At 63.3% G+C, this 24,997-nt stretch carries 21 protein-coding genes; 11 read left to right on the top strand and 10 right to left on the bottom strand.

Going from position 1 to position 24,997, the window contains the following annotated elements; genetic code table 11:
- Nucleotides 1-77 precede the first annotated feature (77 nt).
- Entirely contained in the window at nucleotides 78-1,208 is a 1,131-nt protein-coding gene (gene iadA / locus ACB030_RS01785; RefSeq protein ID WP_371157554.1) for a beta-aspartyl-peptidase, read from the bottom strand.
- A 175-nt stretch (nucleotides 1,209-1,383) separates the two neighbouring features.
- Between iadA and ACB030_RS01780 the strand changes: the two genes are divergently transcribed.
- On the top strand, nucleotides 1,384-2,004 hold the full coding sequence (locus tag ACB030_RS01780) for an ACP phosphodiesterase (protein ID WP_371157515.1): 621 nt from the start codon (nucleotides 1,384-1,386) through the stop codon (nucleotides 2,002-2,004).
- A gap of 34 nt (nucleotides 2,005-2,038) precedes the next feature.
- Here ACB030_RS01780 and ACB030_RS01775 read toward each other — a convergent pair whose 3' ends face one another.
- Together ACB030_RS01775 and arsC are read right to left on the bottom strand one after the other, a co-directional pair.
- Nucleotides 2,039-2,422 (bottom strand): DUF2069 domain-containing protein, encoded by a 384-nt coding sequence (locus ACB030_RS01775; RefSeq protein ID WP_371157513.1) that lies wholly within the window; start codon nucleotides 2,420-2,422, stop codon nucleotides 2,039-2,041.
- Nucleotides 2,419-2,769: an arsenate reductase (glutaredoxin) gene (gene arsC, locus ACB030_RS01770; RefSeq protein ID WP_371157511.1), complete on the bottom strand. Its 351-nt coding sequence runs from the start codon at nucleotides 2,767-2,769 to the stop codon at nucleotides 2,419-2,421. Before arsC ends, ACB030_RS01775 begins: the two co-directional genes overlap by 4 nt.
- Nucleotides 2,770-2,827: 58 nt before the next feature.
- On the opposite strand from arsC, the gene ACB030_RS01765 reads away from it, so the two are divergent.
- On the top strand, nucleotides 2,828-3,322 hold the full coding sequence (locus ACB030_RS01765; RefSeq protein WP_371157509.1) for a TlpA disulfide reductase family protein: 495 nt from the start codon (nucleotides 2,828-2,830) through the stop codon (nucleotides 3,320-3,322).
- Nucleotides 3,323-3,391: 69 nt separating this feature from the next.
- Here the strand turns inward: ACB030_RS01765 and ACB030_RS01760 are convergent, their stop codons facing one another.
- The gene (locus tag ACB030_RS01760; protein ID WP_371157507.1) at nucleotides 3,392-4,846 is read right to left on the bottom strand and encodes a M48 family metalloprotease; all 1,455 of its coding nucleotides are present in this window, start codon (nucleotides 4,844-4,846) and stop codon (nucleotides 3,392-3,394) included.
- Between the two features lie 130 nt (nucleotides 4,847-4,976).
- On the opposite strand from ACB030_RS01760, the gene ACB030_RS01755 reads away from it, so the two are divergent.
- From ACB030_RS01755 to ACB030_RS01745, 3 genes are all read left to right on the top strand, one after another.
- Complete coding sequence (locus ACB030_RS01755; RefSeq protein WP_371157505.1) at nucleotides 4,977-5,219, top strand: sulfurtransferase TusA family protein; 243 nt, start codon at nucleotides 4,977-4,979, stop codon at nucleotides 5,217-5,219.
- Between the two features lie 80 nt (nucleotides 5,220-5,299).
- Nucleotides 5,300-6,367, top strand: coding sequence for an AI-2E family transporter (locus ACB030_RS01750; protein ID WP_371157503.1), 1,068 nt, complete (start codon nucleotides 5,300-5,302; stop codon nucleotides 6,365-6,367).
- Between the two features lie 186 nt (nucleotides 6,368-6,553).
- Nucleotides 6,554-7,363, top strand: coding sequence for a MipA/OmpV family protein (locus ACB030_RS01745; protein ID WP_371157501.1), 810 nt, complete (start codon nucleotides 6,554-6,556; stop codon nucleotides 7,361-7,363).
- Between the two features lie 76 nt (nucleotides 7,364-7,439).
- Here ACB030_RS01745 and ACB030_RS01740 read toward each other — a convergent pair whose 3' ends face one another.
- Complete coding sequence (locus ACB030_RS01740; RefSeq protein ID WP_371157499.1) at nucleotides 7,440-8,240, bottom strand: alpha/beta fold hydrolase; 801 nt, start codon at nucleotides 8,238-8,240, stop codon at nucleotides 7,440-7,442.
- Nucleotides 8,241-8,491: 251 nt separating this feature from the next.
- Between ACB030_RS01740 and ppk2 the strand changes: the two genes are divergently transcribed.
- The gene (ppk2, locus tag ACB030_RS01735; RefSeq protein ID WP_371157497.1) at nucleotides 8,492-9,307 is read left to right on the top strand and encodes a polyphosphate kinase 2; all 816 of its coding nucleotides are present in this window, start codon (nucleotides 8,492-8,494) and stop codon (nucleotides 9,305-9,307) included.
- A 105-nt stretch (nucleotides 9,308-9,412) separates the two neighbouring features.
- Here ppk2 and ACB030_RS01730 read toward each other — a convergent pair whose 3' ends face one another.
- The 5 genes from ACB030_RS01730 to yejK form a co-directional block, all read right to left on the bottom strand.
- Nucleotides 9,413-10,549 (bottom strand): ABC transporter ATP-binding protein, encoded by a 1,137-nt coding sequence (locus ACB030_RS01730; RefSeq protein ID WP_371157495.1) that lies wholly within the window; start codon nucleotides 10,547-10,549, stop codon nucleotides 9,413-9,415.
- Nucleotides 10,550-10,618: 69 nt separating this feature from the next.
- Nucleotides 10,619-11,509, bottom strand: coding sequence for a maltose ABC transporter permease MalG (gene malG / locus ACB030_RS01725; protein WP_025326477.1), 891 nt, complete (start codon nucleotides 11,507-11,509; stop codon nucleotides 10,619-10,621).
- Nucleotides 11,510-11,521: 12 nt separating this feature from the next.
- Entirely contained in the window at nucleotides 11,522-13,174 is a 1,653-nt protein-coding gene (gene malF / locus ACB030_RS01720; RefSeq protein WP_371157492.1) for a maltose ABC transporter permease MalF, read from the bottom strand.
- A 71-nt stretch (nucleotides 13,175-13,245) separates the two neighbouring features.
- A complete protein-coding gene (gene malE / locus ACB030_RS01715) occupies nucleotides 13,246-14,427 on the bottom strand; it encodes a maltose/maltodextrin ABC transporter substrate-binding protein MalE (RefSeq protein WP_371157490.1) in 1,182 nt (393 codons plus the stop codon).
- 396 nt (nucleotides 14,428-14,823) lie between these two features.
- A complete protein-coding gene (gene yejK, locus ACB030_RS01710) occupies nucleotides 14,824-15,873 on the bottom strand; it encodes a nucleoid-associated protein YejK (RefSeq protein WP_202046239.1) in 1,050 nt (349 codons plus the stop codon).
- 73 nt (nucleotides 15,874-15,946) lie between these two features.
- Between yejK and ACB030_RS01705 the strand changes: the two genes are divergently transcribed.
- From ACB030_RS01705 to ACB030_RS01685, 5 genes are all read left to right on the top strand, one after another.
- Nucleotides 15,947-16,174 carry a DUF1414 domain-containing protein gene (locus tag ACB030_RS01705; RefSeq protein ID WP_011705556.1) on the top strand — a complete coding sequence of 76 codons (228 nt, stop codon included), beginning with the start codon at nucleotides 15,947-15,949 and terminating at the stop codon, nucleotides 16,172-16,174.
- Between the two features lie 43 nt (nucleotides 16,175-16,217).
- The gene (locus ACB030_RS01700) at nucleotides 16,218-18,065 is read left to right on the top strand and encodes a DUF3413 domain-containing protein (protein ID WP_247626783.1); all 1,848 of its coding nucleotides are present in this window, start codon (nucleotides 16,218-16,220) and stop codon (nucleotides 18,063-18,065) included.
- A 259-nt stretch (nucleotides 18,066-18,324) separates the two neighbouring features.
- Entirely contained in the window at nucleotides 18,325-20,475 is a 2,151-nt protein-coding gene (locus ACB030_RS01695; protein WP_371157487.1) for a TonB-dependent hemoglobin/transferrin/lactoferrin family receptor, read from the top strand.
- On the top strand, nucleotides 20,475-22,517 hold the full coding sequence (locus ACB030_RS01690) for a prolyl oligopeptidase family serine peptidase (protein WP_371157485.1): 2,043 nt from the start codon (nucleotides 20,475-20,477) through the stop codon (nucleotides 22,515-22,517). The genes ACB030_RS01695 and ACB030_RS01690 overlap by 1 nt, the downstream gene beginning before the upstream one ends.
- Before the next feature lie 35 nt (nucleotides 22,518-22,552).
- Nucleotides 22,553-24,967 carry a proprotein convertase P-domain-containing protein gene (locus ACB030_RS01685; protein WP_371157483.1) on the top strand — a complete coding sequence of 805 codons (2,415 nt, stop codon included), beginning with the start codon at nucleotides 22,553-22,555 and terminating at the stop codon, nucleotides 24,965-24,967.
- Nucleotides 24,968-24,997: the final 30 nt, after the last annotated feature.

Genomic DNA, 24,997 nt, shown 5'->3' with positions numbered 1-24,997 from the left:
TGGAGACAGCCCCCAGGCGAACAAAAGCCCGGCAGCAGTGCCGGGCTTTTCGTTTACTGACGGGCGCGCAGTGACGATCAGGTTCGCCACTGGCCGCCGCTCATCACCCTCTCGATAGCGAGGCTCCCCGGCGCTATCAGCAGCAGATCCGCATCCTGCCCCACCCCTATCACCCCCTTGCCAGCCAGCCCCAGAGCTCGCGCCGGGTTGGCCGTGACCACCCCCAGGGCGACCTCGAGCGATACCCCGAGGCCGCAGGCGCGAACGCACTCCTGCCACAGGCTGGCAATCTGGCCGCTGCGCATCTCCACAAGACGCCCCTCGCCGTCAAAGCGCGGCAGGCTGGCGTTGGCATCCGAGCTGAAGCTGATGCGATCGGCAGGCACCCCGGCCGCCAGCAGCGCCACCAGCGCCTCTGCCGCCAGTTGCTCGCCATCGTCCAGCAGCTCGGGGAAGCTCGAGGTGGTGAGATCGATCCAGCCCCCCGCCCTGCCCCAGTCGATGGCCTCGGCAAAGAGCCAGGGGTTGCGGTTGCAGTGGGTGGGATAGATCTGGCGCAGGGGGATGTCGGTGTTATCGCGCAGGGCCCGCAGCGGCGCCAGGGCCCCGCGGCCATCCCCGACGTGGAAGAAGCTGACCCCGCTCTTGCCCGCAAGCAGCCCGGCCACCCGCGCCTCGCTCACCAGCCGCGCCAGCTCGTCATGAGTCGGCGCACTGGATCTGTGATCGCTGATGGCCAGCTCCCCCACCCCCAACACCTCGGGGATCAGCATGATGTCCGACTCCACCCTGCCGGTGAGGGTCTTGACCGGCAGGTGATAGGAGCCGGTGTACATGTAAGCGCTCACCCCGGCGGCGCGAAACTCGCGCACCTTGCCGAGCACCTGGGCCGGGGTGCGGGTCAGGCTGTCGGTGCCGAGCGCCGCCACGAGCGTGGTGACCCCGGCCCTGAGGGCCTCCCCCGCCGCGAGTTCAGGGGTACGAAAGGCAAAGCCCCCCTCGCCACCGCCTCCGGTAATGTGAGCCAGGGGATCCACCAGCCCGGGCACCAGGTAGCTGCCACGGCCGTCGACGCGCACCAGCGGCCAGTCAGAGGGGACAGTCAGCCCCTTGCCCAGCCAGGCGATGCGGCCGTCGGCCACCAGCAGATCCTGCTGGCCGAGCGGGGCCGGGCTATGAATTTCCGCACCCTCGATCAGGGTCAACATCATGCATGCTCCTTGTGAGAGAACTGCGCCACAGAGGTGGCCATGGCGCACTGTACCCAGCATCCGCACACGGGTGAAAGCACTTCCTGCACGCAGCCATCGTCCGCCGTGGGCAAGGGGCGCCAGATCCGCTAGGCTCAGCGGCAATGTTCACTGACGGGTCGACCCTAATCCCATGAATTACCTGGCGCACCTCCATCTGGCGGCCCACACCCGCAGCTCCCTCACCGGCAACCTGCTGGGGGACTTCGTCAAGGGGCCGCTGCCCACTGGCCTCGCGGCTCCCTTCGACGAGGGGATCTGGCTGCACCGCAAGATAGATGCCTTCACCGATTCCCACCCCGAGCACAGGGCGGCGGTCGCCTGCTTCGAGGCTCCCTGGCGCCGCTTTGGCGGCATCCTGGTGGACATGCTCTACGACCACTGGCTAAGCCACCACTGGCAGCAATTCAGTCGGGATCCCCTGCCCCGCTTCCTGCAGCAGAGCTATGGCCAGCTGCTGGCGGATCACGCCCGCCTGCCGGAGGGGCTGCCAATGGCCCTCAGGCGGATGGCCGAGCAGGACTGGATCGCCTCCTACCGGCGCCGGGAAGGGCTGGGTCAGGCCCTCAACGGCATAGGCCGGCGCCTGCGTCGTCCCCTGCTGCTGGGGGAGGCGCTCCATACCCTGGATGAGGAGCGCTGGCGCGACTGCGAACAAGGGTTTCTGCGCTTCTATCCCGAGCTGATGCGCTTTAGCGAGCGGCAACTCACTCACTACCGCAGGGGCCAGGACGAGGCAGGGTCAACACAATGAAAAACGCCCCGAGCGGGGCGTTGAGAGGGTGGTATTACCGGGCGTCATCCTTTTTTTTGCGGATGCTGAGGCCAAGCTCACGGCCGCGCAGGCGGGCGTAATAGATGGTGCCGATGAAGGCCAGGGTGGTGAACACCAGCTCAACCACCGCCAGCCACCGCTCCCCTTCATCCGTGGTGATGAGCGTCAGGGCGTGGAGGAAATAGGGCATCAGCACGAAGTTGCCCCAGGCGTGGGTGTAGGGGTTGCCCTGCACTATGCCCTTCAGGGGGAACAGCAGCGGCACAGTCCAGATCACCGGTAGCAGCCAGGGGTTGAGATCCGGGTGGGGCGAGAGCCACAGATGCCAGAGGATGACCCAGGCCAGCAGGCCGAAGAAGCCGACCAGGGTCAGCAGACGGGCGAAGCGGGTGCTCACTTGAGGATCTCCAGCACCAGCTCAGGCGGGCGGCCGATGCGGGCCTGGCCATTTTTGATGACGATGGGGCGCTCAATGAGCTTGGGATGCTGGTGCATGGCGCGAATGAGGGCATCGCCGCTGACATCGCCGAGCCCCAGCTCCTTGTAGAGATCTTCCTTGGTGCGCATCAGCTGGCGCGGATCGGTGAAGCCCAGCTGGCCCAGCAGGGTGCGGATATCATCCTCACTCGGCGCCTGTTCCAGATAGAGCACCACCTCCGGGGCTATCCCGTGCTGTTCCAGCAAGGCCAGGGTTTCACGGCTCTTGGAGCAGCGCGGGTTGTGATAGATTTGGGTCTCGCTCATGGTAACTCCCTGATATTGCAAGATGGGACAACAAATGGCGCTATTGTAGGGGAAACGGATGGGCAGGGTAAGCGGGAGGGCGGTGGAAATGAAACGAATATGTTGGCTGATTGTGGCCACTCTGCTGGGGGCCTGCTCGCCGGCCCCCCAGTTCATCGACGGAGAGGGAAAAAACGTCAGCCTGAGCGCCCTGGCGGGCAAGCCGCTGCTGGTCAACTACTTCGCCCCCTGGTGCGCCCCCTGCCTGCGGGAGATGCCCCTGCTCGCGGCGCTGCACCGGGAGGGACAGATAGGGGTGATCGCCATCAACTATGATCCCGCCTCCCCCGGCGAGCTGGCCGAGCTGGCCCGGCGCCATCAGATAGCCGTGCCCCTGATGGTCCCCCTCGATGAGGCCAGCCTCCCCTTCCCAAGACCCGGCGCGCTGCCCACCAGCTACCTGCTCGATGGCAAGGGGCAGTTGCAAAAGACCCTGGTGGGGGAGCTCGATGAACACAAGCTCGCCGCCATCCGGGCCTGGGCCGCCACACAGCCCTCCGAAACACGGCCCTGATGGCCCCATGACGACACGGGGTGCACCATCTCTGGTGCACCCCGTTTCATGCAGGAGTGGTCAGCCGGACTAGCCCTTCAGGCTGTCCAGATCCTTCTTCGCCCGCTCCAGCTGAGTGATGCGCGCCTCGATGCGGGCCAGGGTCAGCTTGTCGCTGGTGGTACCACGGGCCACGATCAGCTCGTCGATGGCCGCCTGGTAGTCACCACGCAGGGAGAGGGTCTCCGCCCGCGCCATGTGCAAGTCCGTCATCCGTCCCGCCTTGCGATAGGCATCCGACAACAGGCTCCAGGCCAGGCTGTTTTCGTCGTGCTCCCGGGCATAAGGATCCAGCAGGGCGATGGACTTCTGGTAGTTGCCCGCCTCCAGATAGGCGTTGCCGAGGTTGACCACCACCACCTCGTTGTCCGGCATCCGGGTGCGGAAGCGCTCCAGCCGGGCGATGGCCTGGGCGCTGCGCCCCTTGGCGAGATCGATGTCGGTCAGGGCATCCACCACGAAGAGATCTTCCGGATGGCGGGCGGCCAGACTCTGCATCAGGGTATCGGCCTCGTCGGTGCGCTTGAGCTGCAGCAGGGCCAGCGCCTTGCCATAGGTGGCGGCGTCTTTCAAGGGGTAGTCCCCCTTCTGCAGGCGGCTGTCGAAATAGGTGAGCAGCGCCTGGGGGCTCTCGGTGCCATAACGCACCTGGATGCGCACCTTGGCCAGCCAGAAGTCGAGGCTGGGGGGCAAGGCACGGCGGCCATAGCTGTTGGCGCGGGCGCGCGCTTCGCTGATCCGGGTCTCCGGCAGGGGGTGAGTGAGCAGCATCTCGGGCGGCTTGCTGGCGTAGCGGTACTCCGCCGCCAGTTTCTGGAAGAAGCTGGCCATGCCCATGGGATCGAAACCGGCATCATAGAGCGTCTTCATGCCGATGCGGTCCGCTTCGTACTCGTTGTCACGGGTATAGTTGATGGCCGACTGCATGGAGAGCCCCAGCGTAGTCTGCAGCGCGGCTATACCGGCGGTGGGGTTGATCACCGCCAGCGCAATGGAGCCCACCAGGCCGGCCAGGGTCATGGCCGAGCTGCTCGCCTGCGCCTCCATGTAGCGGGCAATGTGGCGCTGGGTCACGTGGGTGATTTCGTGAGCCAGCACCGAGGCCAGCTCGCTCTCGCTGTCGGCGTAGAGGAAGAGGCCTGTGTGCACCTTGACCCGCCCGCCGAGGAAGGCGGCCGCATTGATGCTGGAGTCGTTGATGAGGAAGAAGGTAAAGGGGAAACGCACCCCGTCGGCATTGGTGAGCAAGCGCTGACCCAGATCGTCGATGTATTCGTTCAGCACGGGATCATCGATGATGGGCAAACCCGCCCGGGCGAACCGCATGAAGGCGTTGCCATAGCGCACTTCCTGCTCGATAGGCAGGGCGGCAACCCCGGCGGTGCCGATGTCGGGCAGCTGGTTGTTCGCCTGAGCCTGAAAGGTCGCGCTCATCAGGGATACCAGCAGGGGAAGCGATGCCATCAAGGGGGAAAAACGGGCCACAGTGTTTCTATCTCCATCAGAAAGTGCTCGGGGGCAGAATACCCTTGCCCATCAAGGCCCACAAGCGTTGTTTCGTCCTCCCATCACGGCCATAATGACGGCCATCACGCACCATGGAGCCGCCCCCGATATGGAACCGCACTGGGAACAGCTCGACCTGACACCCTGGCGCTGTCCAGAGCCGCTGATCCGGCTCAAGCTGTGGCTGCGCGGCGCCCGGGCCGGTCAATCCCTGCACCTCACACTGGGGGATGCCGGCTCCAGGCAGGACATTCCGGCCTGGCTGCTGCGGCAGGGTCATCAGGTGCAGCGCCTGCAGGAGTCGCAAGCCGGTCTCGCCCTGCTGCTCATCGTCCGGAGCACGCCATCATGATGGCGCCAATGCCCATGATATGGCCAGACTCCGGGCAGCCCCTTTCCATCGCCATGACCCGGTAAACCAAGGAAGCCTCGATGTTAGATGTATTGAAGCGCTGGTATCAGACCCGTTTTTCCGATCCCGATGCCGTCACCCTCTTCCTGCTGCTGGTGTTCTGCTTCGCCGTGCTCTGGCTGTTCGGCGATCTGCTGGCGCCCCTGCTGGTGGCCGTGGTGATGGCCTATCTGCTGGAGTGGCCGGTCAGCCGTCTGCAACGCACCGGGCTCTCCCGCCCCCTGGCCACCAGCCTGGTGCTGCTGTTCATCACTGTGGCCACCCTGATGCTGCTGGGCCTCATCCCCACACTGGTGAGTCAGGGCGTCAACCTCGCCAAGGAGGCGCCGGCCATGCTGGCCCATGCCCAGGACTATGTGCGCACCCTGCCACAGAAGTACCCCGAGATAGTCGACGTCAGCCTGGTCGAGACCATCATAGACAACATTCGCCAGCGCATACTGACCGGAGGGGAACAGCTGGTGAGCGCCTCACTCAGCTCCCTCATCAACGTGGTGGCCATCCTCATCTACGCCATCCTGGTGCCGCTGATGGTGTTCTTCATGCTCAAGGACAAGCAGGTGCTGATGGGCAGCCTGCGCCGCTTCCTGCCCCGCAACCGCACCCTGGTCAACCGGGTCTGGGTGGAGATGAACGACCAGATCATCAACTACATCCGCGGCAAGGTGATCGAGATCCTCATCGTCGGGGTGGCGACCTACATCCCCTTCGCCCTGATGGGGCTGCGCTACTCCGCCCTGCTGGCGGTGGCGGTGGGCTTCTCCGTGCTCATCCCCTATATCGGTGCCGCCGCCGTGACGGTGCCGGTCGCCATGGTAGCCCTGTTCCAGTGGGGGCTGACCCCGGATTTCGCCTGGCTGATGGTGGCCTATCTGGTCATTCAGGCCCTCGACGGCAACCTGCTGGTGCCCCTGCTCTTCTCCGAGGCGGTCAACCTGCACCCTGTGGCCATCATCATCGCCGTGCTGGTGTTTGGCGGTCTCTGGGGTTTCTGGGGCGTCTTCTTCGCCATCCCCCTGGCAACCCTGGTGAAAGCCGTGCTCAACGCCTGGCCCAAACGGGACGATGCGCCCTCCCCCGCCCCCTGATGAGAAGAGGGGCCGCCGCCTCTCTTTCTGTTATTCCCGCGATCTCGTCGACCGCAGACTCAGTTCCCGCCTGAATCCAGGCGGAACACAATGATGCTATCGGCTTGAATTTAAAATAGAAACAGGCTTCACTGACCAGGTTGTCGGCAGTATGCTCTGCCAGCCCCGACTCTGAAGGATCAATCCATGTTCCCTGTTCGCCCCCTGCACAGCGCCGCGCTTGGCGCGCTCCTGACCCTGCTGTTCGCGACCCAGGCCCGGGCCGAGGTCGATCTCGGCTCCCTCGATATCTTCGTGCAGGACAGCCCCATCAGCCCGGTGCCCAAGGGGCTGGTGCTAGGCGGCGCCGTCATCGGGGGCGATGCCCGCTATCAGGGCCAGGATGACACAGCCCTTGCCGTGCCCGGTTTTATCTACTTCGGCGAGCAGTTCATGTTCCTCGGGGACAGGGCCCGCTACTACTTTCACAAGGATGACAGTTTCGCCGCCTACGGTTACGGCAGGATGCGCTTTGGCAACCTGGATCCCGACGATGCCCCCGAGCTGGCCGGCATGGAACGGCGCAAGTGGGAGCTGGAAGGGGGCGTAGGCGCCAGCCTCATCACCCCCTACGCCCTGCTCAGCACCCGTCTCAGCACGGACGTGACCGGGCGCAGCAACGGCCAGGAGCTGCTGCTGTGGGCCGACTTCCCCATACTGCGGGACAAGCTGCTCATCATGCCCGGCATGGGGATGATGATCCGCAGCAGCAAGATGGCGAACTACTACTTTGGCGGCGTCTCGGGGGGCGAGGCCACGGGGCTGCGCCCAGAGTGGGACACGGGCACCACCCTCTCCCCCATGGCGGCCATCATTACCAGCTACCGTTTCAGCCCCCACTGGATCGGCATGTTTGCCGCCAACTACGAGCGCTACGACGACGACATCGCAGACAGCCCCATCGTCCAGCACAAGGGGGAGCTCTACGCCGGCTTCGCCCTGGGTTACATCTGGTAACTCCGCCGCCAACCAACAAGAAGGGAGCCCATGGCTCCCTTCTTGTTTGGTGTGATCAGCGCACGGCAAGGGGCCGTCACAGGGCGGCCAGAAACTCGGCCAGGGTCCGGTTGACGAACTCGGGGTTCTCCAGGGTCGAGATGTGGCCCGCGGCCGGGATCTCCTTGAAGGGGCAGGCCAGCGCCTCGGCCATCAGATAGCCCTCCAGCACGGGACGCGCCTTGTCCTCGCAGCCTGTCATCACCAGGCTCGGCACTGTCATCTCTTCGAGCCACTCGATGCGATCCTCCCGGGTCACGAAGCTGCGCCCCACCGCCACCAGGCTCGCCACCTTGTCGGCGGGCCACTGGGCCAGCCGCGCCTTGAAGCCGCCCATCAGGGCGGGATCCGGCTCATGGGCAAAGAACAGCGGCGCCACCTGATCGATGACGGGGGCCGGCAGACTGCCAAGCTGTTCGATCGTGGCCAGCATGCCGAGGTAGCGCTCGCAGGGGATCTGGGGCTCCCAGCCAACGAAGGTATCCATCAGCACCAGCCCCTTGAGGCGAGCGGGCGCCATGCGCGCCAGCTCCACGCCCCACATGCCGCCAATGGACAACCCCACCAGCACGCACTGCTCGATGTCGAGGGCATCGAGCAGTGCCAGGTGATCCCGGGCCAGGGTTGCCAGGGTGCAGCCACCGTCAGGGAGCACGTCGGAATCACCGTGGCCCCAGAGCTCGGGGACGATGCAGCGATAGCTGCCCTTGAGCGCCTCGACTTGTGGCGCCCACATGGCACTGTCCCACAAATAGCTGTGGCCAAAGAGCAGCACAGGGCCCTGCCCCTCGTCCAGATAGGCCATGCGGCGGCCCGCTATCTCCATAAAATGCTTCATGTTATCTCCTGTTGCCAGCGGCTGCTGATGAGACGGCCGTGCAAAATCGCCATAAATGGCTTCATGTTTTTTCTGTTGCCAGCGGCTGATGAGGCGGCAGTATCAATCGCCATACCCATACAATGGCTTCATGTTTTTTTCTGTTCTGCTGGCAGCGACGGGGCGGCAGTGTAACACGCCACCCTTGGCAGTGGCGCCTCCCTGGTGCAAGCTGGGGTGGCCCACAAAAAGGACTCGAACAGGAGAAGATCATGCCGAAGGAAAAGAGCAAGAAACGCCCGCGCCTGGACAAGAAGACCTATGAACACCACCTGGCCCAGCTGCAGGAGGAGCTGGTCAAGCTGCAGGAGTGGGTCAAGCAGGAGGGGCTCAAGGTGGTGGTGCTGTTCGAGGGGCGCGACGCCGCCGGCAAGGGGGGCGTCATCAAGGCGATCACCGAGCCCCTCAATCCCCGGGTCTGCCGGGTCACCGCCCTGCCCGCCCCCTCGGACCGGGAGCGCACCCAGTGGTACTTCCAGCGCTATGCCGCCCACCTGCCCTCGGCGGGGGAGATGGTGCTGTTCGATCGCTCCTGGTACAACAGGGCCGGGGTGGAGCGGGTCATGGGATTTTGCACCGACGCCGAATACCGCGAGTTTCTGCGTGCCTGCCCCGAGTTCGAGCGGATGCTGACTCACGCCGGCATCACCCTCATCAAATACTGGTTCTCGGTCAGTGACGAAGAGCAGGAGAAACGCTTCAAGGAGCGCATCAACACCCCCATCAAGCGCTGGAAATTCAGCCCCATGGACTTGCAGTCCCGCTCCCGCTGGGTGGAGTATTCCCGCGCCAAGGATGACATGTTCACCTACACGGATACCCAGGACAGCCCCTGGTTCGTGGTCGATGCCGACGACAAGCGCCGCGCCCGCCTCAACTGCATCGCCCATCTGCTCGGCAAGGTGCCCTACGAGGCGATCCATTACGAGCCCATCAAGCTCCCCCCCATCAAGACCGAGGGATATGAGCGCCCGCCCCTGACCAGCCAGACCTTCGTGCCCGACATCACCGCCGCGCTCGATACCTGATCCCCGTCACCCTGCCCGCTTGCCCGCACGGCAGGCAATAAAAAGCCGGTCTTTCGACCGGCAAAAAGGCATTGAATACTAAGGAAAACCAGCGCAATAAAACCATCAGGTGCGGATATATCTGGCGGTACGGGGGAACGCCTGCTCCTTGGCATCAAACAGGTAGCAGGCCTCCGCCGGAATGCCGACGCTGTACTGCTGACCGGTGGCCACATCCACATCCGAGCTGGCCTTGACGGTGAAGTCGTGACCATCCACATCCATGTAGACGAAGGACTCGGCCCCCAGATGCTCGGCCACCTGCACCACGCCGCTCACCTTGCTGTCGGCGTGGGCGTGATCGAGCGGCACCAGGTGTTCGGGACGAATGCCCAGCTCCACCTTGTCACCGACAGCGCCGCTGCGGGCATCGATCCGGGCCCGCACGGTATCGCCGGAAGTCAGCTTGACCACGCACTCCTGCTCGCCAATCTCCAGCAGCTCGCCCGCCAGGAAGTTCATCTTGGGGGAGCCGATGAAACCCGCCACGAACTTGTTGTCCGGGTTGTGGTAGAGCTCGAGCGGCGTGCCGAACTGCTCCAGGTTGGTGGTCGCCTCGCCCTTGAGCGGGCTCAGCACTACGATGCGGTTGGCCAGGGTCATGGCCTCCACCTGATCGTGGGTCACGTAGATGATGGTGGAGTTGAGCTCCTTGTGCAGCTTGGCGATCTCGATGCGCATCTTGACCCGCAGGGCGGCGTCCAGGTTGGACAAGGGTTCGTCAAACAGGAACACCTGGGGTTGCTGCACGATGGAGCGGCCGATGGCCACCCGCTGGCGCTGACCGCCGGAGAGCGCCTTGGGCTTTCTGTCCAGCAGGGGTTCGAGCCCCAGGATCTCGGCGGCACGCATCACCCGCTTGTGGATGTTCTCCTTGTCCATCTTCTTGAGCTTGAGGCCGAAGGCCATGTTCTCGTAGATGTTCATGTGCGGGTAGAGGGCGTAGGACTGGAACACCATGCCCACGTTGCGCTCCACCGGCGGCACGTCGTTCATGTAACGACCGCCTATGGTCAGCTCACCACTGGTGATGTCCTCCAGCCCCGCGATCATCCGCAGCAGGGTGGACTTGCCACAGCCGGACGGGCCGACGAAGACGATGAACTCCCCTTCCTTGATGGCCAGGTTGATGTTGCGCAGCGTGTCCTTGTGGACAGCCGGATCGTAGTTTTTGCGAACGTTGTTGAGTACTACTTCAGCCATGACGAGCTCCGCTCTGAAATCTGTGCAAATCGTGATAGTCGGGGGAGCACTCCCCCGGCCATTAAAACCTTAACCTTTCACACCGCCCGCGGTGAGGCCACCCACCAGCCAGCGCTGCGCCATGAGGAAGACGACAGTGATGGGCAGGCCGGACAGCACGGCGGCGGCGGCGAAGTCACCCCACAGATAGTTCTGCGGATAGAGGTATTGCTGGGCACCGACCGCCAGGGTCAGGTTGTTCACATCCTGCAGCAGGATGGAGGCCACGGGCACCTCGGTGATGGAGCCGATGAAGGCCAGAATGAAGACCACCGCCAGGATGGGCACCGACAGGGGCAGCAGGATCAACCTGAATGCCTGCCAGGGGGTCGCACCATCGATGGCCGCCGCCTCCTCCAGGGAGGAGTCTATGGTCTCGAAGTAGCCCTTGATGGTCCAGACGTGCAGCGCTATGCCGCCCATGTAGGCCAGGATCAGGCCGCCGTGGGTGTTCAGACCCAGCCAGGGGATGTAGTCGCCAATCTTGTTGAACAGCGCATAGATGGCCACCAGTGCCAGCACCGCCGGGAACATCTGGAAGATCAGCATGCCCTGCAAGATGGTCTGCTTGCCACGGAACCGCAGGCGGGCAAACGCATAGGCACAGGTGGTGGAGAGCACCACTATCATCAGGGCGGTGATGCCCGCGATCTTGATGGAGTTCCACAGCCAGGTCAGCACCGGGAACGGCGGCGGCGTGATGCTGCCATCGGCGTTGGTGATGGACATGCCGAGCGCCAGCTTCCAGTGATCCAGGGTCGGATTGGAGGGGATTATCTCCCCCACCGAGAAGTTGCCGTTACGGAACGAGATGGCGATGACCATGATCACCGGGAAGATGATCAGTGCCAGGAAGCCCCACATGACCAGGTGGGTTGCCCACACCCGGTATTTCACTGATTTGGGTTGTACGATAGCCATTGAGAAGCCTCCTTACAGCTTGTCCGCTTTGGACAATTTCAGGTTGAGCAGTGCAAGCGCGCCGACGATCAGGAAGATGGCGGTGGCGATGGCACTGGCCAGACCGTAGTCCTGACCACCCGAGCCCTGGAACGCGATCCGGTAGGTGTAGTTCACCAGCAGATCCGTGGTCCCGGCCGGGGTACTGGCCCCTATGATGTCCGGCGCCCCGTTCGTCAACAACTGGATAAGCACGAAGTTGTTGAAGTTGAAGGCAAAGGATGCAATCAACAGGGGGGTCAGCGGCTTCATCAGCAGCGGCACCGTGATCTTGAAGAAGTTCTGTACCGGACCCGCACCGTCCATGGCGGACGCCTCATAGAGATCCTCCGGGATGGCCTTGAGCAGCCCCATGCAGAGGATCATCATGTAGGGGTAGCCGAGCCAGGTGTTGACGATGAGGATCATCACCTTGGCCAGGAAGGGGGTGGTGTACCAGTCCGGCTTGATGCCGAACGCCGCTTCCAGGAACAGGTTGATCTCGCCGAAGTTCTGGTTGAACAAGCCCTTGAACACCAGGATGGAGATGAACGCCGGTATCGCATAGGGCAGGATCAGCATGACCCGGTAGAAACCGCGACCTCTGAGCTGCTCCCACTGCACCAGACAGGCCATCACCATGCCGATGGCCAGGGTGAAGGCCACGGAGCAGGCGGAGAAGATCACTGTCCAGACGAAGATCTGCATGAAGGGACCCTGGATACCCGGGTCTGTCATGATGCGGACGAAGTTCTTCCAGCCCACGCTCACCACGAAGCCAGGGGCCATGCCCTTGCCGACGAAGTGACCGTCAGCATCTATGTACTGATAGAAGCCGGTATCGCCGTTGGGCAGCATCAGCTCGCCGTTCTGGTTGTCCCGCAGCAGGTTGCCGTCCTTGATAACGACTCCTGACTTCAGCACGGCTCCGTCCACCAGCTGGGTATAGAGGGGCTTTTGCGCCGCGAACTTGCGCAGGCTGCTCAGGGTCAGGTGGATGGTGCCATCCGGCAGAACCAGATCCAGGGCGCTCAGGTGAGTGCGGTGATCGACGATGGCACGTATGGGTGCCGCCTTGTCGAGCGCTTCCCCGTTCAGGGGTTGCAACTGAACAACCTGTGGCTCGTCACGGACCCGTCCCTCACGGACGGCCAGGGTACGCGCCTTGTTGTTCAGCAGGGTAAGGGGTTGACTGATAAAGGATTGGTCGTCCTGTTGCAGCAGCAGCTGAAACTGATTGTTCTCACCACCCAGGAGGGTGAAATCGAATTCACCGCCGGTCACCTTATAGATTTTTTTCAGATGGAAATCCCGTGCCTGCTCGAGGGAGAGCAGGTTGGCACCCGAGTAGTTGGTGAAGGCGATGCCGATCGTGTAGGCAAGAGGGAAGATGATAAAAACAACCATGCCTGCCACACCGGGGAAAATATAGCGGTGGGCATAGGTCTTCTTGTTCATGAAGACATAGAGACCGACGGAAACGACCACCAGATCGAGCAGGGCAAACACCCACTCGCCGCTGGCATACATCATTACGGCCGCATAACCATTAAGCACTGCAATGAGTGCCGCCATGGTCCACTTCAGCCAGACGTACTTGTCTTTCTTCGGACCGGCATAGGATTCGATAGAAGGTACAACTTCCATGCCAATTAACCTTTATTGCGCCAAGAGAGATTGGAGAGAGTGGGAGGCCCGAAGGCCTCCCAGGTGCTAGCTTACTGGACGATGCGCTTGGCAGCGGTATCCAGGGCTTCGTCAACGCTCTGACGGCCAGAGGTGACGTTCTTGAGGGCTGTTTCGAAGGAAGACCAGAAACGGCTCATCTCGGGCACGGACGGCATCGGCTCGCCATTCTGGGCGTTCTGCATGGTGGCCTTGATGTTGGGGTCGGTTTCCAGGGTCTTCTGGAAGGACTTCAGCGCCACGGCACCCAGCGGCTTGTCGGCGTTCACCGGCGCCAGACCGGCATCGGTCAGCAGGTAGTTTTCCAGGAACTCGATGGCCAGATCCTTGTTCGGGCTGGCGGCGTTGATGGTGGCACCCAGCACGCCGACGAAGGCCTTGGCCGGATTACCCTTCAGAGTCGGCAGCGGCGCTACGCCGTACTTGATGCCGCTCTTGTCCAGGTTGCTCCAGGCCCAGGGGCCGTTGATCATCATGGCCACTTCACCCTTGTTGAACTTGGCATCCATGACACCGTAGTCGATGCCCTTCTCCAGGTGACCGGACTTGATCATCTCGGAGATGTAGCCGACGCCGGCCTTGGCACCCGCGTTGGCCACGCCGGTGTCTTTCACGTCATAACCGGTAGCGGTCTTCTTGAAGGCATAACCACCGTTGGCAGCCACCAGGGGGTAGCTGAAGTAGGGGGTGTCATAGGCCCACATGATGGCGCGCTTGCCACTCTTCTTCAGCTCTTCGTCGATCTTGGCGATCTCTTCGAAGGTCTTCGGCGGGTTGGGCAACAGATCCTTGTTGTAAATCAGGCTGACGGCTTCGACCGCGACCGGGTAGCCATAGGTCTTGCCATCGACTGCCATGGCGTCCCAGGCGAACTGCTCGAACTTGGCCTTGGTGGCGGCGTTCGGCGTCACTGGCACCAGCAGACCGGCCTTGACCCACTCACCGTAACGGTCGTGAGCCCAGAAGAAGATGTCCGGGCCGTTGCCGGTGGCGGCGGCTTGCTGGAACTTCACTTCTACCTGGTCCGGGTGCGCAACGGTCACCTTGATGCCGGTCTCGGCTTCAAACTTCTTGCCTACTTCGGCCAGGCCGTTGTAGCCCTTGTCACCGTTGATCCAGATGGTCAGCTGACCTTCGTCAATCGCAGCAGTGGCTGAGCAAGCCACACCCAGGGTAGCCAGACCGATCAGGGATGACAGCAATTTCTTTTTCATGAGCCTTTCCTTGTATTAGTTCCGCGCTGTAAGAGCATTGTGTGCGAGATGAATATTATCCCAAGCCTGCAACGCCTCACATGACACGCCTCGCATTTTTGAAATGCAATTACGTATTTTCTTCCAGAAAGTTATGAAAACATTTTCTTATTTCAGCGACTTATCGGGATTTATCGCCATATTTTTGGCCTTGCGTGGAAAATTAATTACCAAAAAGAAATAAATTTACACCATTGAAAGGGGTTTCACCCCATTGAAAACCCTTTCAACTCCATTATTTTGTTTAATGTGTTAACAAAAGTACCAAGCCGGATTCCAGACTCATCTCCCCCTTAAATAAAAAGGCACCGGAGCGAACTCCGGTGCCTTTTTGCCAGAAATGGTGACTGGATCACATTATGACTGGCGCAGCAGCTGATCCTTGAGGTTGGGCGGCACGCCACGAATGGTCAGGGTGTCGGTCTGGGGATCGTAGAAGACCCGGCTGTTCAGCAATTTCTGCTCGAAGCTCAGGGTCAGACCGCCACCTGAGCCGACAAACTTGGTCAGACCGCGCAGTGTGGATCGATCGGCCGGGAAGCGATCTTCCAGTTCATATTCCTGACCGATGAAGCTGTAAAAATCGAGATCGCCGTCCCCCGGCAATTCCGCCGAGAGCTCCTTGATTTCGATCTCTTCACCGGCGCTCGCCTGCTCGGTGCAATATTTGAAGACCTGCTTCTTGTAATCATTGCGCTCGGCGGGTTCGAGCTGGCGGCTGTCGCAGTAATCGTCCACCGCCTGCAGCAAGCCTTTATTTTGTACCTTGGCATCCATGCCCTCGCGGGCACCCAGCAAGTCCATGAAAAAGTCCCCCAGCTTGCGACCGACCCGCCCCTTGCTGAAGGTGATATAACGGCGAGAGTCCGGCTGGGTTTTCCACTCGGTCAGATCGATGCGGGCCACCAGGTTGAGTTTGCCGATATCCAGATAATGAATGTGACGCAGGTCCAGCGCCTCGCTGACGGTGACGCTCTCCTTGCCCTCCAGCAGGGCGATCATCAGATAATCGACCCCCACATAGTTGTATTTGGCAATCAGCAGCACCCCCTGTTCATCGAGGGCGTGCTCCACCAGCTGCTTGACCAGCATCTGGGTCAGGGTAATAGAGAAGGGGACGAATTCGGTCTGCTCGCCAAGCAGCTGTTCGAGGGCGATGCGAAAGGCCGGAGACGGCTGTTTGGGAGCCTCTTCACCTTCTGCCAGCTCGGCGACGTCGGCTTCCGGGTCTGCAAAGAAACCGAAGCCCTTGCCACCCTTGCCGTTGTAGATGCGATGCAGTTCTGCCATCAGCCCTTGCACCGCCTCGTCGGCAGGCAGAGTCTGACTGCGGGTATCGGCGTGGGGCTGACCGTCATTGCCGGCGCGCAGGGAGTGAAGAATGATCTTGTCGATATCGAGACTCATGTCACAAAGCCATAGTGTTAGCCGAAAGGGTGAAGTATTATAAGGCGCTTTGAACCGAGATGAACCCAAGATTATGCCCATCGTATCAAAGTACAATAACGAGCAGTTTGACGCCCTGATGAACGACCTGATCACCGCCCTGGAGAAACACAAGGCGCCGGTGGATCTCAGTCTCATGGTGCTTGGCAACCTGACCACCAACATCATCAACGGTATGGCCCCGGCCCAGCGTCAGGCGATCACCGAGAAGTACATCCAGGCGCTCACCGCCTCGGTGGATCATCGCCACGATGCTCACTGAGTTTCTTCGCATTCTTTGATGTTTTTCAAGCAGATGGATCATTATGGTCGAAACCGGCAACCCCTATCGTGATAACGTTTCTCGCCTGATCACCTGGGGGCATTGGTTCTCCTTCTTCAACATCATCCTGGCCATGCTGATCGCGACCCGTTATCTGGGTTCCATCAGCTGGCCATCGACCACGCTCGGGGTCACCTATCTCATCGTCAGCTGGATAGGCCATTTCTCGTTCCTGAGCTTCGTCACCTATCTGCTGACCGTCTTCCCCTTGAGCTTCGTGCTGCCCAGGGAGAAGCCACTGCGCTTCATTTCGGCCATCATCGCCACCCTGGCGCAGGTGCTGCTGCTCATCGACACCCAGGTGTTCCAGCTGTTCAAGTTCCACTTGAATGGCCAGGTGTGGCAACTGCTGCTGGATCAGGCCCAGACCGAAGAGGGCTCTATCTGGAGCATCATCTTCGTCGCCGTGCCCACCATCTTCCTGCTGCAACTGCTGCTGTCGGCCTATGTGTGGCGCAAGATCAACAAGCGCAAACGCCGCCAGTACGGCAATCAGGTGGGGCTGGCCCTGCTGGTCTGCTTCATGCTGACTCACCTGGTCAACAGCTGGGCCGATGCGACCCTGTATCAGCCCATCACCATGCAGCGCGCCAACTTCCCGCTCTCCTACCCCATGACAGCCCGAAGCTTCCTGGCCAAACATGGCTGGCTTGATCTCGAGCAGTATGAGAAGAAGGCCGAGAACCAGGGCAGCGCCGAGCATCGCCTGCTCTATCCCCTGCGCCCCCTCAGCGTGAGTGCCCCGAGCGAGCACAAGAACCTGCTGGTGGTGGTGGTCGACTCCCTGCGGGCCGACATGCTCAACAACATCAACATGCCCAATCTGCAGCGCTATGCGGATCAGCACCTCAACTACAGACGCCATATGAGTGGCGGCAACGATGACGCCATGGGGATGTTCGGCCTCTTCTACGGGCTGCCCGGCCACTACTATGGCGACATCCGTGCCGACAAGCGCCCGCCGGTGCTGTTCGACGAGATGCTGCGCCAGGACTACCAGTTCGGCCTGTTCGGTGCCCTGGAAGACGCCAAGCAATATCAGCAGAGCCTGCTCGCCGGCCTGCGCAAGCAGGTGTTTGTCTCCCGCCAGAGTGATGACACTCGCCTCATCGGCGACTGGCAGCAGTGGCTTGGCACGCGCACCGCGGACAGGCCCTGGTTCTCCCTGGTCTATCTCTCGAGCCCGGGAGATTATCAGGTGCCAGCCAGCCTCAAGGGCCCCTTCCAGCCCGAGCTGACCCGGTTCAACCCGGCTACCGCCTACAGACCCGAGAATCTGCAAAAGCTGGAGAATCGCTACAAGAACTCGGTGTTCTACACCGACCAACTGCTGGAGCAGATGCTCTCCCAGCTGCAGCAGCAGGGGCTGAGCGAGCAGACCATAGTCGTCATCACCTCCAATCACGGCCAGGAGTTCAACGAAACCCAGAGCAACAGCTGGGGCTATGGCAGCAACTACTCCCCCTATCAGGTGCAGGTTCCCCTGGTCCTCGCCTGGCCCGGCGTCGAGAGCCAGCCACAGGAGCAGGCAAGCAGCCACCTGGATCTGGTGCCGACCCTGATGAAGGGCATGCTGGGGGTACGCAACCCCCCTCGCGACTACAGCACGGGGCGCAGCCTGTTCGACACCAGCCCGCGCAACTGGCTGCTGGCTGGCGATCAGAATGACTTTGCCATCTATCAGGACAACACCATCACCCAGTTCAACAAGCAGGGTGACTTCGAGCTGCTGGATCGCGCCACCTATCGCCCCATCAAGCACGGCACCCCGGACATGGGGGCCATGATCCAGGTGATGAACGAGCTCAACCGCTTCTATCGCACCCCCTAGGTGCTAGCACGGCTCCAATCAGCCCGCCTTCTCGGCGGGCTTTTTATTGTCTCGAGATCCAGGCGAGATGCCTTTCTCCCCTCCCCCGACCAGTGCCCTTCGCAAACGTATGCCCTGCAACTACTGATTCATCTCTCAAAAAACTCAGTCCGATCAAGATCATAAAACAAAGATGATAATGATTATCAATCATTGAAGCAAAGGGATTCATCTGCAATAATCCGCGCCCTTCAGGCTTAAATAAAAATCATTATCAACAATGAAAACTCTGCTTCACTACTGGCCCATGCTGCTGTCCGGTACAGCCCTGGCCGCCAGCGATCCCGCCGGGACAGATCCCGAACACAGGGCCCACGAGACCATAGTGGTCAAGGGGCAGCGCATCGAGCAGAAGCTGTCCGATGTCTCTGGCTCCATCACCGTCATCACGGAGGAAGATCTGGATCGCCAGGTCGCCACCGAGCTCACCGACGTGTTCAAGAACGAACCCGGGGTCTCGGTGACCGGCTCCGCCGGTCGGCCGCAGAACATCATCATCCGCGGCATGGGCGGCAACCGGGTGCTCATCATCAAGGATGGGGTGCGGGTCAGCGACGGCTTCGGCGCCGACGACCTCAACGACAAGGTGGGCCGTTTCAGCTTCGATCTCGATGACGTCAAGCAGATAGAGGTCGCCAAGGGTGCCGGCTCCTCCCTGCATGGCTCCGACGCCATCGGCGGCACCATAGTCATCTCCACCAAGCAGCCGGAGGACTACCTGCAGGGACAGGATGCCTATCTCGGCAGCAAGGTGCTGCAGGACGGCAGCAGCGACAAGCAGAAGCTGAGCGCCACCGGCGCCGCCCGGGTACTGGATAGCGAGCACCTGCTGCGGGTCTCCGGCTGGCAGGGGCACGAGACCGCCAACTATGACGAGAGCCGCATCCCGGCGGATCTGGACGGTTTCAGCGCCTCCACCAGCTCCCGCTTCCCGTTAAGCGATCACCACCTGCTGCGCCTGGAGCTCGACTACTTCGAGGACAATGCGAAGCGGGATCAGGGGCCGCGCGAAGTGCCCCAGCCCGACGGCAAGTGGCAGGTGCGCCAATACCACGAGCAGGGCAGCCAGCGCACCCAGGGGGGCAAGCTTGGCTGGGAGGCGAGCGATCTCGGCAGTCTGCTGGCGGATCAGTTCACCTGGAGCCTCTATGGCAACCACGCCAAGAACAGCGCCAACAAGCGCAGCCTGCTGCAAAACGACCTGCTGAGCGGCTATCCCCGCTACCGCAGCGAGCGGGAGCTCTCCACCTTCACCGAAGAGAGGGTCGGCAGCGAGCTGGACGTGCGCCGGGATCTCGTCACCGGCGCCATCGCCCACAAGCTGAGCTACGGCGTCGAGCTGGAGCGTACCCGCCATGAGCGGCCAGTGGAGAAGCTGAGCCTGGAGGCGGGGGTGCCCCAGCCCAGCCAGTCCGAGCCCTTCAGCAGTGCCCGCACCGACCGGGCCGGCGTCTGGCTCGGCGACGTGGCGACCCTGGGCCGGTGGCAGTTCACCCCCACCCTGCGCATGGATCACCAGTGGCTGCGCCCGCAAGATGGCAATCAGGGCGAGAACCACAGCTGGCATCTCTCCCCGAGCCTGGCCACCAGCTACCGCGTCAACGAGCAGTGGCGCAGCTGGCTCAGCTATGCCAACGGCTTTCGGGCCCCCTCCTACGACAAGGTGTACGGCAACATTCCCCACTACTTCGCCCTGCCGCCATTCCAGATCATCGCCAACACGGATCTGAAGGAGGAGACCAGCCACAGCCTTGAGTGGGGGCTCAGCGGCGAGGGGGAGAACTGGAGCATCAAGCCGGCCCTCTTCTACAACCGCTACTACAACTTCATCGACTGGCGCGAGGTGGGGCTGCGCCTGAGTGACGGCGTCACCCTGCGCCAGTACCGCAACGTGGCCAAGGCCGAGACCTGGGGCGCGGAAATCGCCGCCAGCTACTGGCTGACCCAGGAGTGGGAGCTGGCCACCAAGCTCGGCTGGGTCGACGGGGAAGACAGCCAGGGCGAGGCACTGCGCACCCTGACCCCGCTGGAGGGCAACACTCGCCTGAGCTACCAGACCCATGACTGGAGCCTGGGGGTGCAGGCGGACTACGCCGCGGCCATGAGCCGGGTGCCCAGTTGCGGCAACAGCCTGACCAAGAGCCAGGATGCCTGCCTCACGAGCGCAGGCTGGTTCAGTCTCGCCATGACGGCGGACTGGCTGATCACCGATGCCCTCAAGGTCAACCTCAAGCTCGATAACCTGTTCGACACCCGCTACACCCGCTATCAGGACGTGGCCGGGCTGCAAGCCGGTACCGACGCCGGACTCTTCACCCAGAGCGGCCGCACCTTGAGTGCCAGCCTGCGCTACACCTTCGTGGGGATCTGATGCACAGCCTGCTTGTACTGGCCAGTCTGCTGGCCACCCCGGCCCCTGCCGCCCCGCTTCCTGAGGCAACCCAGGAGGCAGCGCCCCTTATCCCCGAGCGTCCACAACTGATGAAGGGGGAGATAGCCCGCCTCGATCCCTATGGCGGCTGGCGTGACGACAGTCGCCGCGCCCCCGAGCTGCTGGCGCTGCTGCGCGAGCAGAACCGCTGGACCGAAAAGCAACTCGCCGCCCAAAAGCCCCTCGAAACAACGCTGCAAGCGGAGTGGCAGGCCAGGGAGCGGGGCGAGCCCATGCCGGAGGAGTGGCTGAGCGCGGCCGGCAGCCAGTGGCGCATGGAGGCGGACGGCAGCCTGTGGCAGCGCAGCGACGCCCGCTCCGCCCCCCGCCAGCGGCTGGCCCCCCGTCAGCCCGCTCAGGGTTACTACGAGATTGCCGCCTGGTCCCTGCGCCCGGATGGCCGCCTGCTTGCCCTGGCCGAAGACCACCGAGGGGACAGGGACTACCGCATCACAGTGCTGGATCTGGCGAGTGGCGAGACGCTCGCCTCTTTGCCACACCGCGCCAGCGATCTGCTCTGGAGCCTGGATGGCAAGACCCTCTATACGGTCGCCAACGAGCGCCATACCCTGCGCCCCTGGCAGCTGTGGGCCTGGCAGGCAGGCAAGGAGGCGCTGGTGCACCAGGAGGCCGATCCCGCCTGGCTGCTCAGCCTCTATCGTACCACGGACAAGCGTCACCTGGTGCTGCAGAGCAACAACCACGACAGCTCGGAGCAATACCTGCTGGACGAGGGCAAGGCAACCCTCATCAAGGTGCGTCAGCCCGGGCTCGAATACTACCTGGATACCCAGGGGGACAGGGTGCTTGTCAAGAGCAACCGGGACGGGGCCATGGGGCTTTATCAGGCGCCCAGCCTGGCGAGCCTGGCGGCTGGTCCCTGGCAGCCCCTCTGGTCCGGCGAGGGCCGGGAGCTCGAGAAGTGGCGCCTGTTTGCCCGCCACACAGTGCTGCAATACCGCAAGGCAGGGGACGACTGGCTCGACGTGCTGGACGCAGGCGGCAAGCTGACCCACAGCCTGGCGCTCACCGAAGGGGCGGGCACGGCCTGGATCCAGGGGGCCCATGATCCCGCCAGCCAGCAGATCCTGATCCGCCGCCAGGGCATGGCCGAGGCGCCGCACCAGCGCTGGCTGGATCTCGCCTCCGGTCAATGGCAAGCCGCTGACAAACCGGTCGCGAGCCCCCTCTATCAGAGCGAGCGGCGCTGGGTCGTCGGCAAGGACGGCGTCAAGGTGCCTGTCTCCCTGGTGTGGCGCAAGGACATCCAGGCGCCCAAGGCGCTGCTGCTCTACGGCTATGGCGCCTACGGCACCCCCATGCGCCCCTACTATCAGCCCCAGGTGCTGAGCCTGCTGGATCGCGGCTTCGTCTACGCCATCGCCCATGTGCGCGGCGGCGGCCTGCTGGGGGAGGCCTGGTACAAGGATGGCCGCGGCCAGCAGAAGCAACACAGCGTGGACGATTTCCTGGCGGTGGCAGACAGCCTGGCCCGGGATCCCGCCATCGATCCCGACCGGCTGTTCGCCATGGGGGGCAGCGCCGGCGGCCTGCTGGTGGCGGCGGCCCTCAATCAGGCACCGACCCGCTTCGCCGGGGCCGTGTTGCAGGTCCCCTTCGTCGACCTGCTCGGCACCATGCAGGATCCCGAGCTGCCCCTCACCCGCCAGGAGTACGGGGAGTGGGGCAATCCGGCCATCCCGGCCGACTATGCGGTCATGCGCCGCCTGAGCCCCTACGACAACCTGCACGCGGCCCCCTACCCGCCCCTCTATGTGACGGCCGGGCTGCACGACAGCCAGGTGCCCTACTGGGAGCCGCTCAAGTGGCTGGCCCGCCTGCGGGCCCACAGCACAGGGGCCGGTCCCTATCTGCTGCACACCGAACTCGACGGCGGCCATCTCGCCAGTGCGGGCACCGCGCAGCAGAAGGCTGCCCGTGAATATGCCTTCCTGCTCTCCCTGGCTGGGGTCCGTCACTGATGTCCGCATTCACCTTTTCTGTTTTGGAGTCACCCATGAAACCCTCCTCCCTGGCCCTCTGGCTGGCGGCAACCCTGCTCCCCCAGCCCCTGCTGGCGGCCGAGCTGCAGTTTGTCGATGAGCCACCCCTGACCACCACGCCCCAGGCCTGGCTGGAGCAGCGCCTCGGCGTCACGCTCGCCCCCGACTACGACAGGGCCAGCCTGCTCGGCCATCACCATAGCTTCCGCATGCTGGTCAACGGCCTGCCGGTGGCCACCACCCAGGCCGCCGTCAGCATAGACGGCGCCGGCAGACCCTGGCGCCTCTATCACAATCTGCGCCCCTTGCAGAGCGCCGCGCCCGGCTGTGATGCCAGCACCAGTCTGGATCCCTTGCTGGACCAGCTGCGCGCCGACGGCAGCCAGATAGACCCGCTGGGGCCGGTCGAAGCCTGGTACTGGCGCGACGGCGACACCCTGGTGCCGGCCCTGCGCCAGCGGGTGAGCGAACACAAGGAGGGCAATGCCAAGGCCACCCGGGTCCAGCTGTTTGCCAGTTGCGAGGGGGATCGCGAGCTCGGCCGCTGGGGCGATCAGGCGAGCACCCAGGCGCTGCGTACCCCCGAGGCGGGGGATCAGCGCGTCCTGGCGCGGGTGTTCGATCCCGATCCCCGCACCCAGTTGCAAGACGCCAGCCTGGTCTGGCACGAGGCCCTGGTGCTGGCGGATGCAGCCTATCAGGACAAGGTCTCCCTGCCGGTCAGCCTGCAGGGCTCTGACTATGTGCTGAGCGGCCCCCATGCCAGGGTAGTGGATGCCATCGAGCCCACCACCGCCCCCTACCAGGCGGACAACCAGCAGGCCTTTCGCCTGACCCGGGACGACCCGGGCTTTGCCGACATCAACGCCTACTACCACCTGGATCTCGCCCAGCGCCACCTCAAGGCGCTCGGCTTCACCGACCTCATCCCCGGCGCCCTCGACGTCGACACGGACGCAGGCTATCAGGACAACTCCCTCTACGATCCGTTCGAGCGCAGGCTGGAGCTGGGCCGCAGCGGCGTCCCCGATGCCGAGGATCCCATGGTGATCTGGCACGAGTTCGGCCACGGGGTGCAGCACCACATCCTGCCGGATCTCGGGGAAGAGGGTGACTGGGGCGCCATCGGCGAGGGCTTCGGCGACTTCCTGGCCGCCAGCCATCGCCAGCGCAGCGAGGCGGGCCGCCAGTTCGAGCCAGCCATGGTGTTCAACTGGGATGCCCGCTTCACCGACCGCACCCCGCGCCAGCTGGACGATGCTCGGGCCCGCTACCACCCGGACTACAACTACCCGGCCCACCGCACCATCAACGGCAGCAACGGGGATCAGCTGTGGGGCACCCCGCTGTTCCAGGCCCTGCTGGCGTCGGTGGCCGAGCACGGAGAAGGGGCGCGGGACGAGTTCGACCGCGTCATCATCGAATCTCACTTCGGCCTAGGGCCCGCCATCCGCATGCCGCAGCTGGCCCGCATTACCGTGGACACGGCGGCGCGCCTCTACCCGGCGCGCGCCTATGCCCGCCATCTGGAGCAGGCGTTTCGCCAGCACGGCCTGTTGCAGGCCCCCGTCAACGTCGCCCTGGCCGAGGGCAGCGCCCTTGCGCTGGAACAGCGCCAGTCGGTGCAGCTGAACCTCAGCAACGCCGGCAGCACCCCAGTGACCCTCAATGCTCTGACCCTGTCCCTGCCCGCTGGCTTGCAGGCCGATCCCCTGGCCTGGTCAGCGACCACACTGGCGGCTGGCGCCAGTACCACCGCCACCCTGCGACTGCTGGCCGCCAGCCCGCTGACCTGTGGCGACGAGGTGAGCCTGCCGGTGAGCCTCGCCATGAGCGGCACCAGCCCGACCGAGCGTCAGTGGCAGCAGTCCCTGATCCTGCCCATAGGCACCCCCGTCATCAGCCGGGCCAACGGCCAGCCGTTGACCCTCAAGGATGCTCAGAGCGAGGAGGTGCGCGGCATCAGCGAAACCAGCCTGGTGCTGGAGAAGAGCGACGCCCGGGTGAGCGATCGCCTGCTGCTGAACCTGGACTTGCAACACCAGGCCCTGGATGAGCTGGAGATCTGGCTCAACTCCCCCTCAGGCACCCGCATCCAGATCTGGGACAAGGGATACAGCCCCTTGCCACGGCTCAAGGGGGTCTTCCCCACCGAGCTGCTGCCCCTGCAACCCTTCAGCGCGTTGGAAGGGGAACCGCTGGCCGGTCGCTGGACCCTGGAGGTGGTGGACAGCAAGCCGGGCCATCAGGGGCGCATCAACGGCTGGAGCATCAGCCAGCGCACCGGCGCCCAGTGTGGTGAGCCCGTCGCCCCGCCGGATGACGGCATCATCCACTTCGACAACGCGGACAGCAGCGGGGGCGGCACTGTCAACCTGCTCTGGCTGCTGCCGCTCACCCTCTGGCGCCGCCTCAGCCGTCGCACCTGATCCATCCCCATAAAAGCAAAGAGGGCCAAG

Origin of the sequence: Aeromonas sp. S16(2024), from assembly GCF_041403065.1 — a bacterium.
Lineage (GTDB): Bacteria > Pseudomonadota > Gammaproteobacteria > Enterobacterales > Aeromonadaceae > Aeromonas.
The sequence above is the reverse complement of the archived record's forward strand: the minus strand, read 5'-3'. Positions and strand labels throughout refer to the sequence as shown.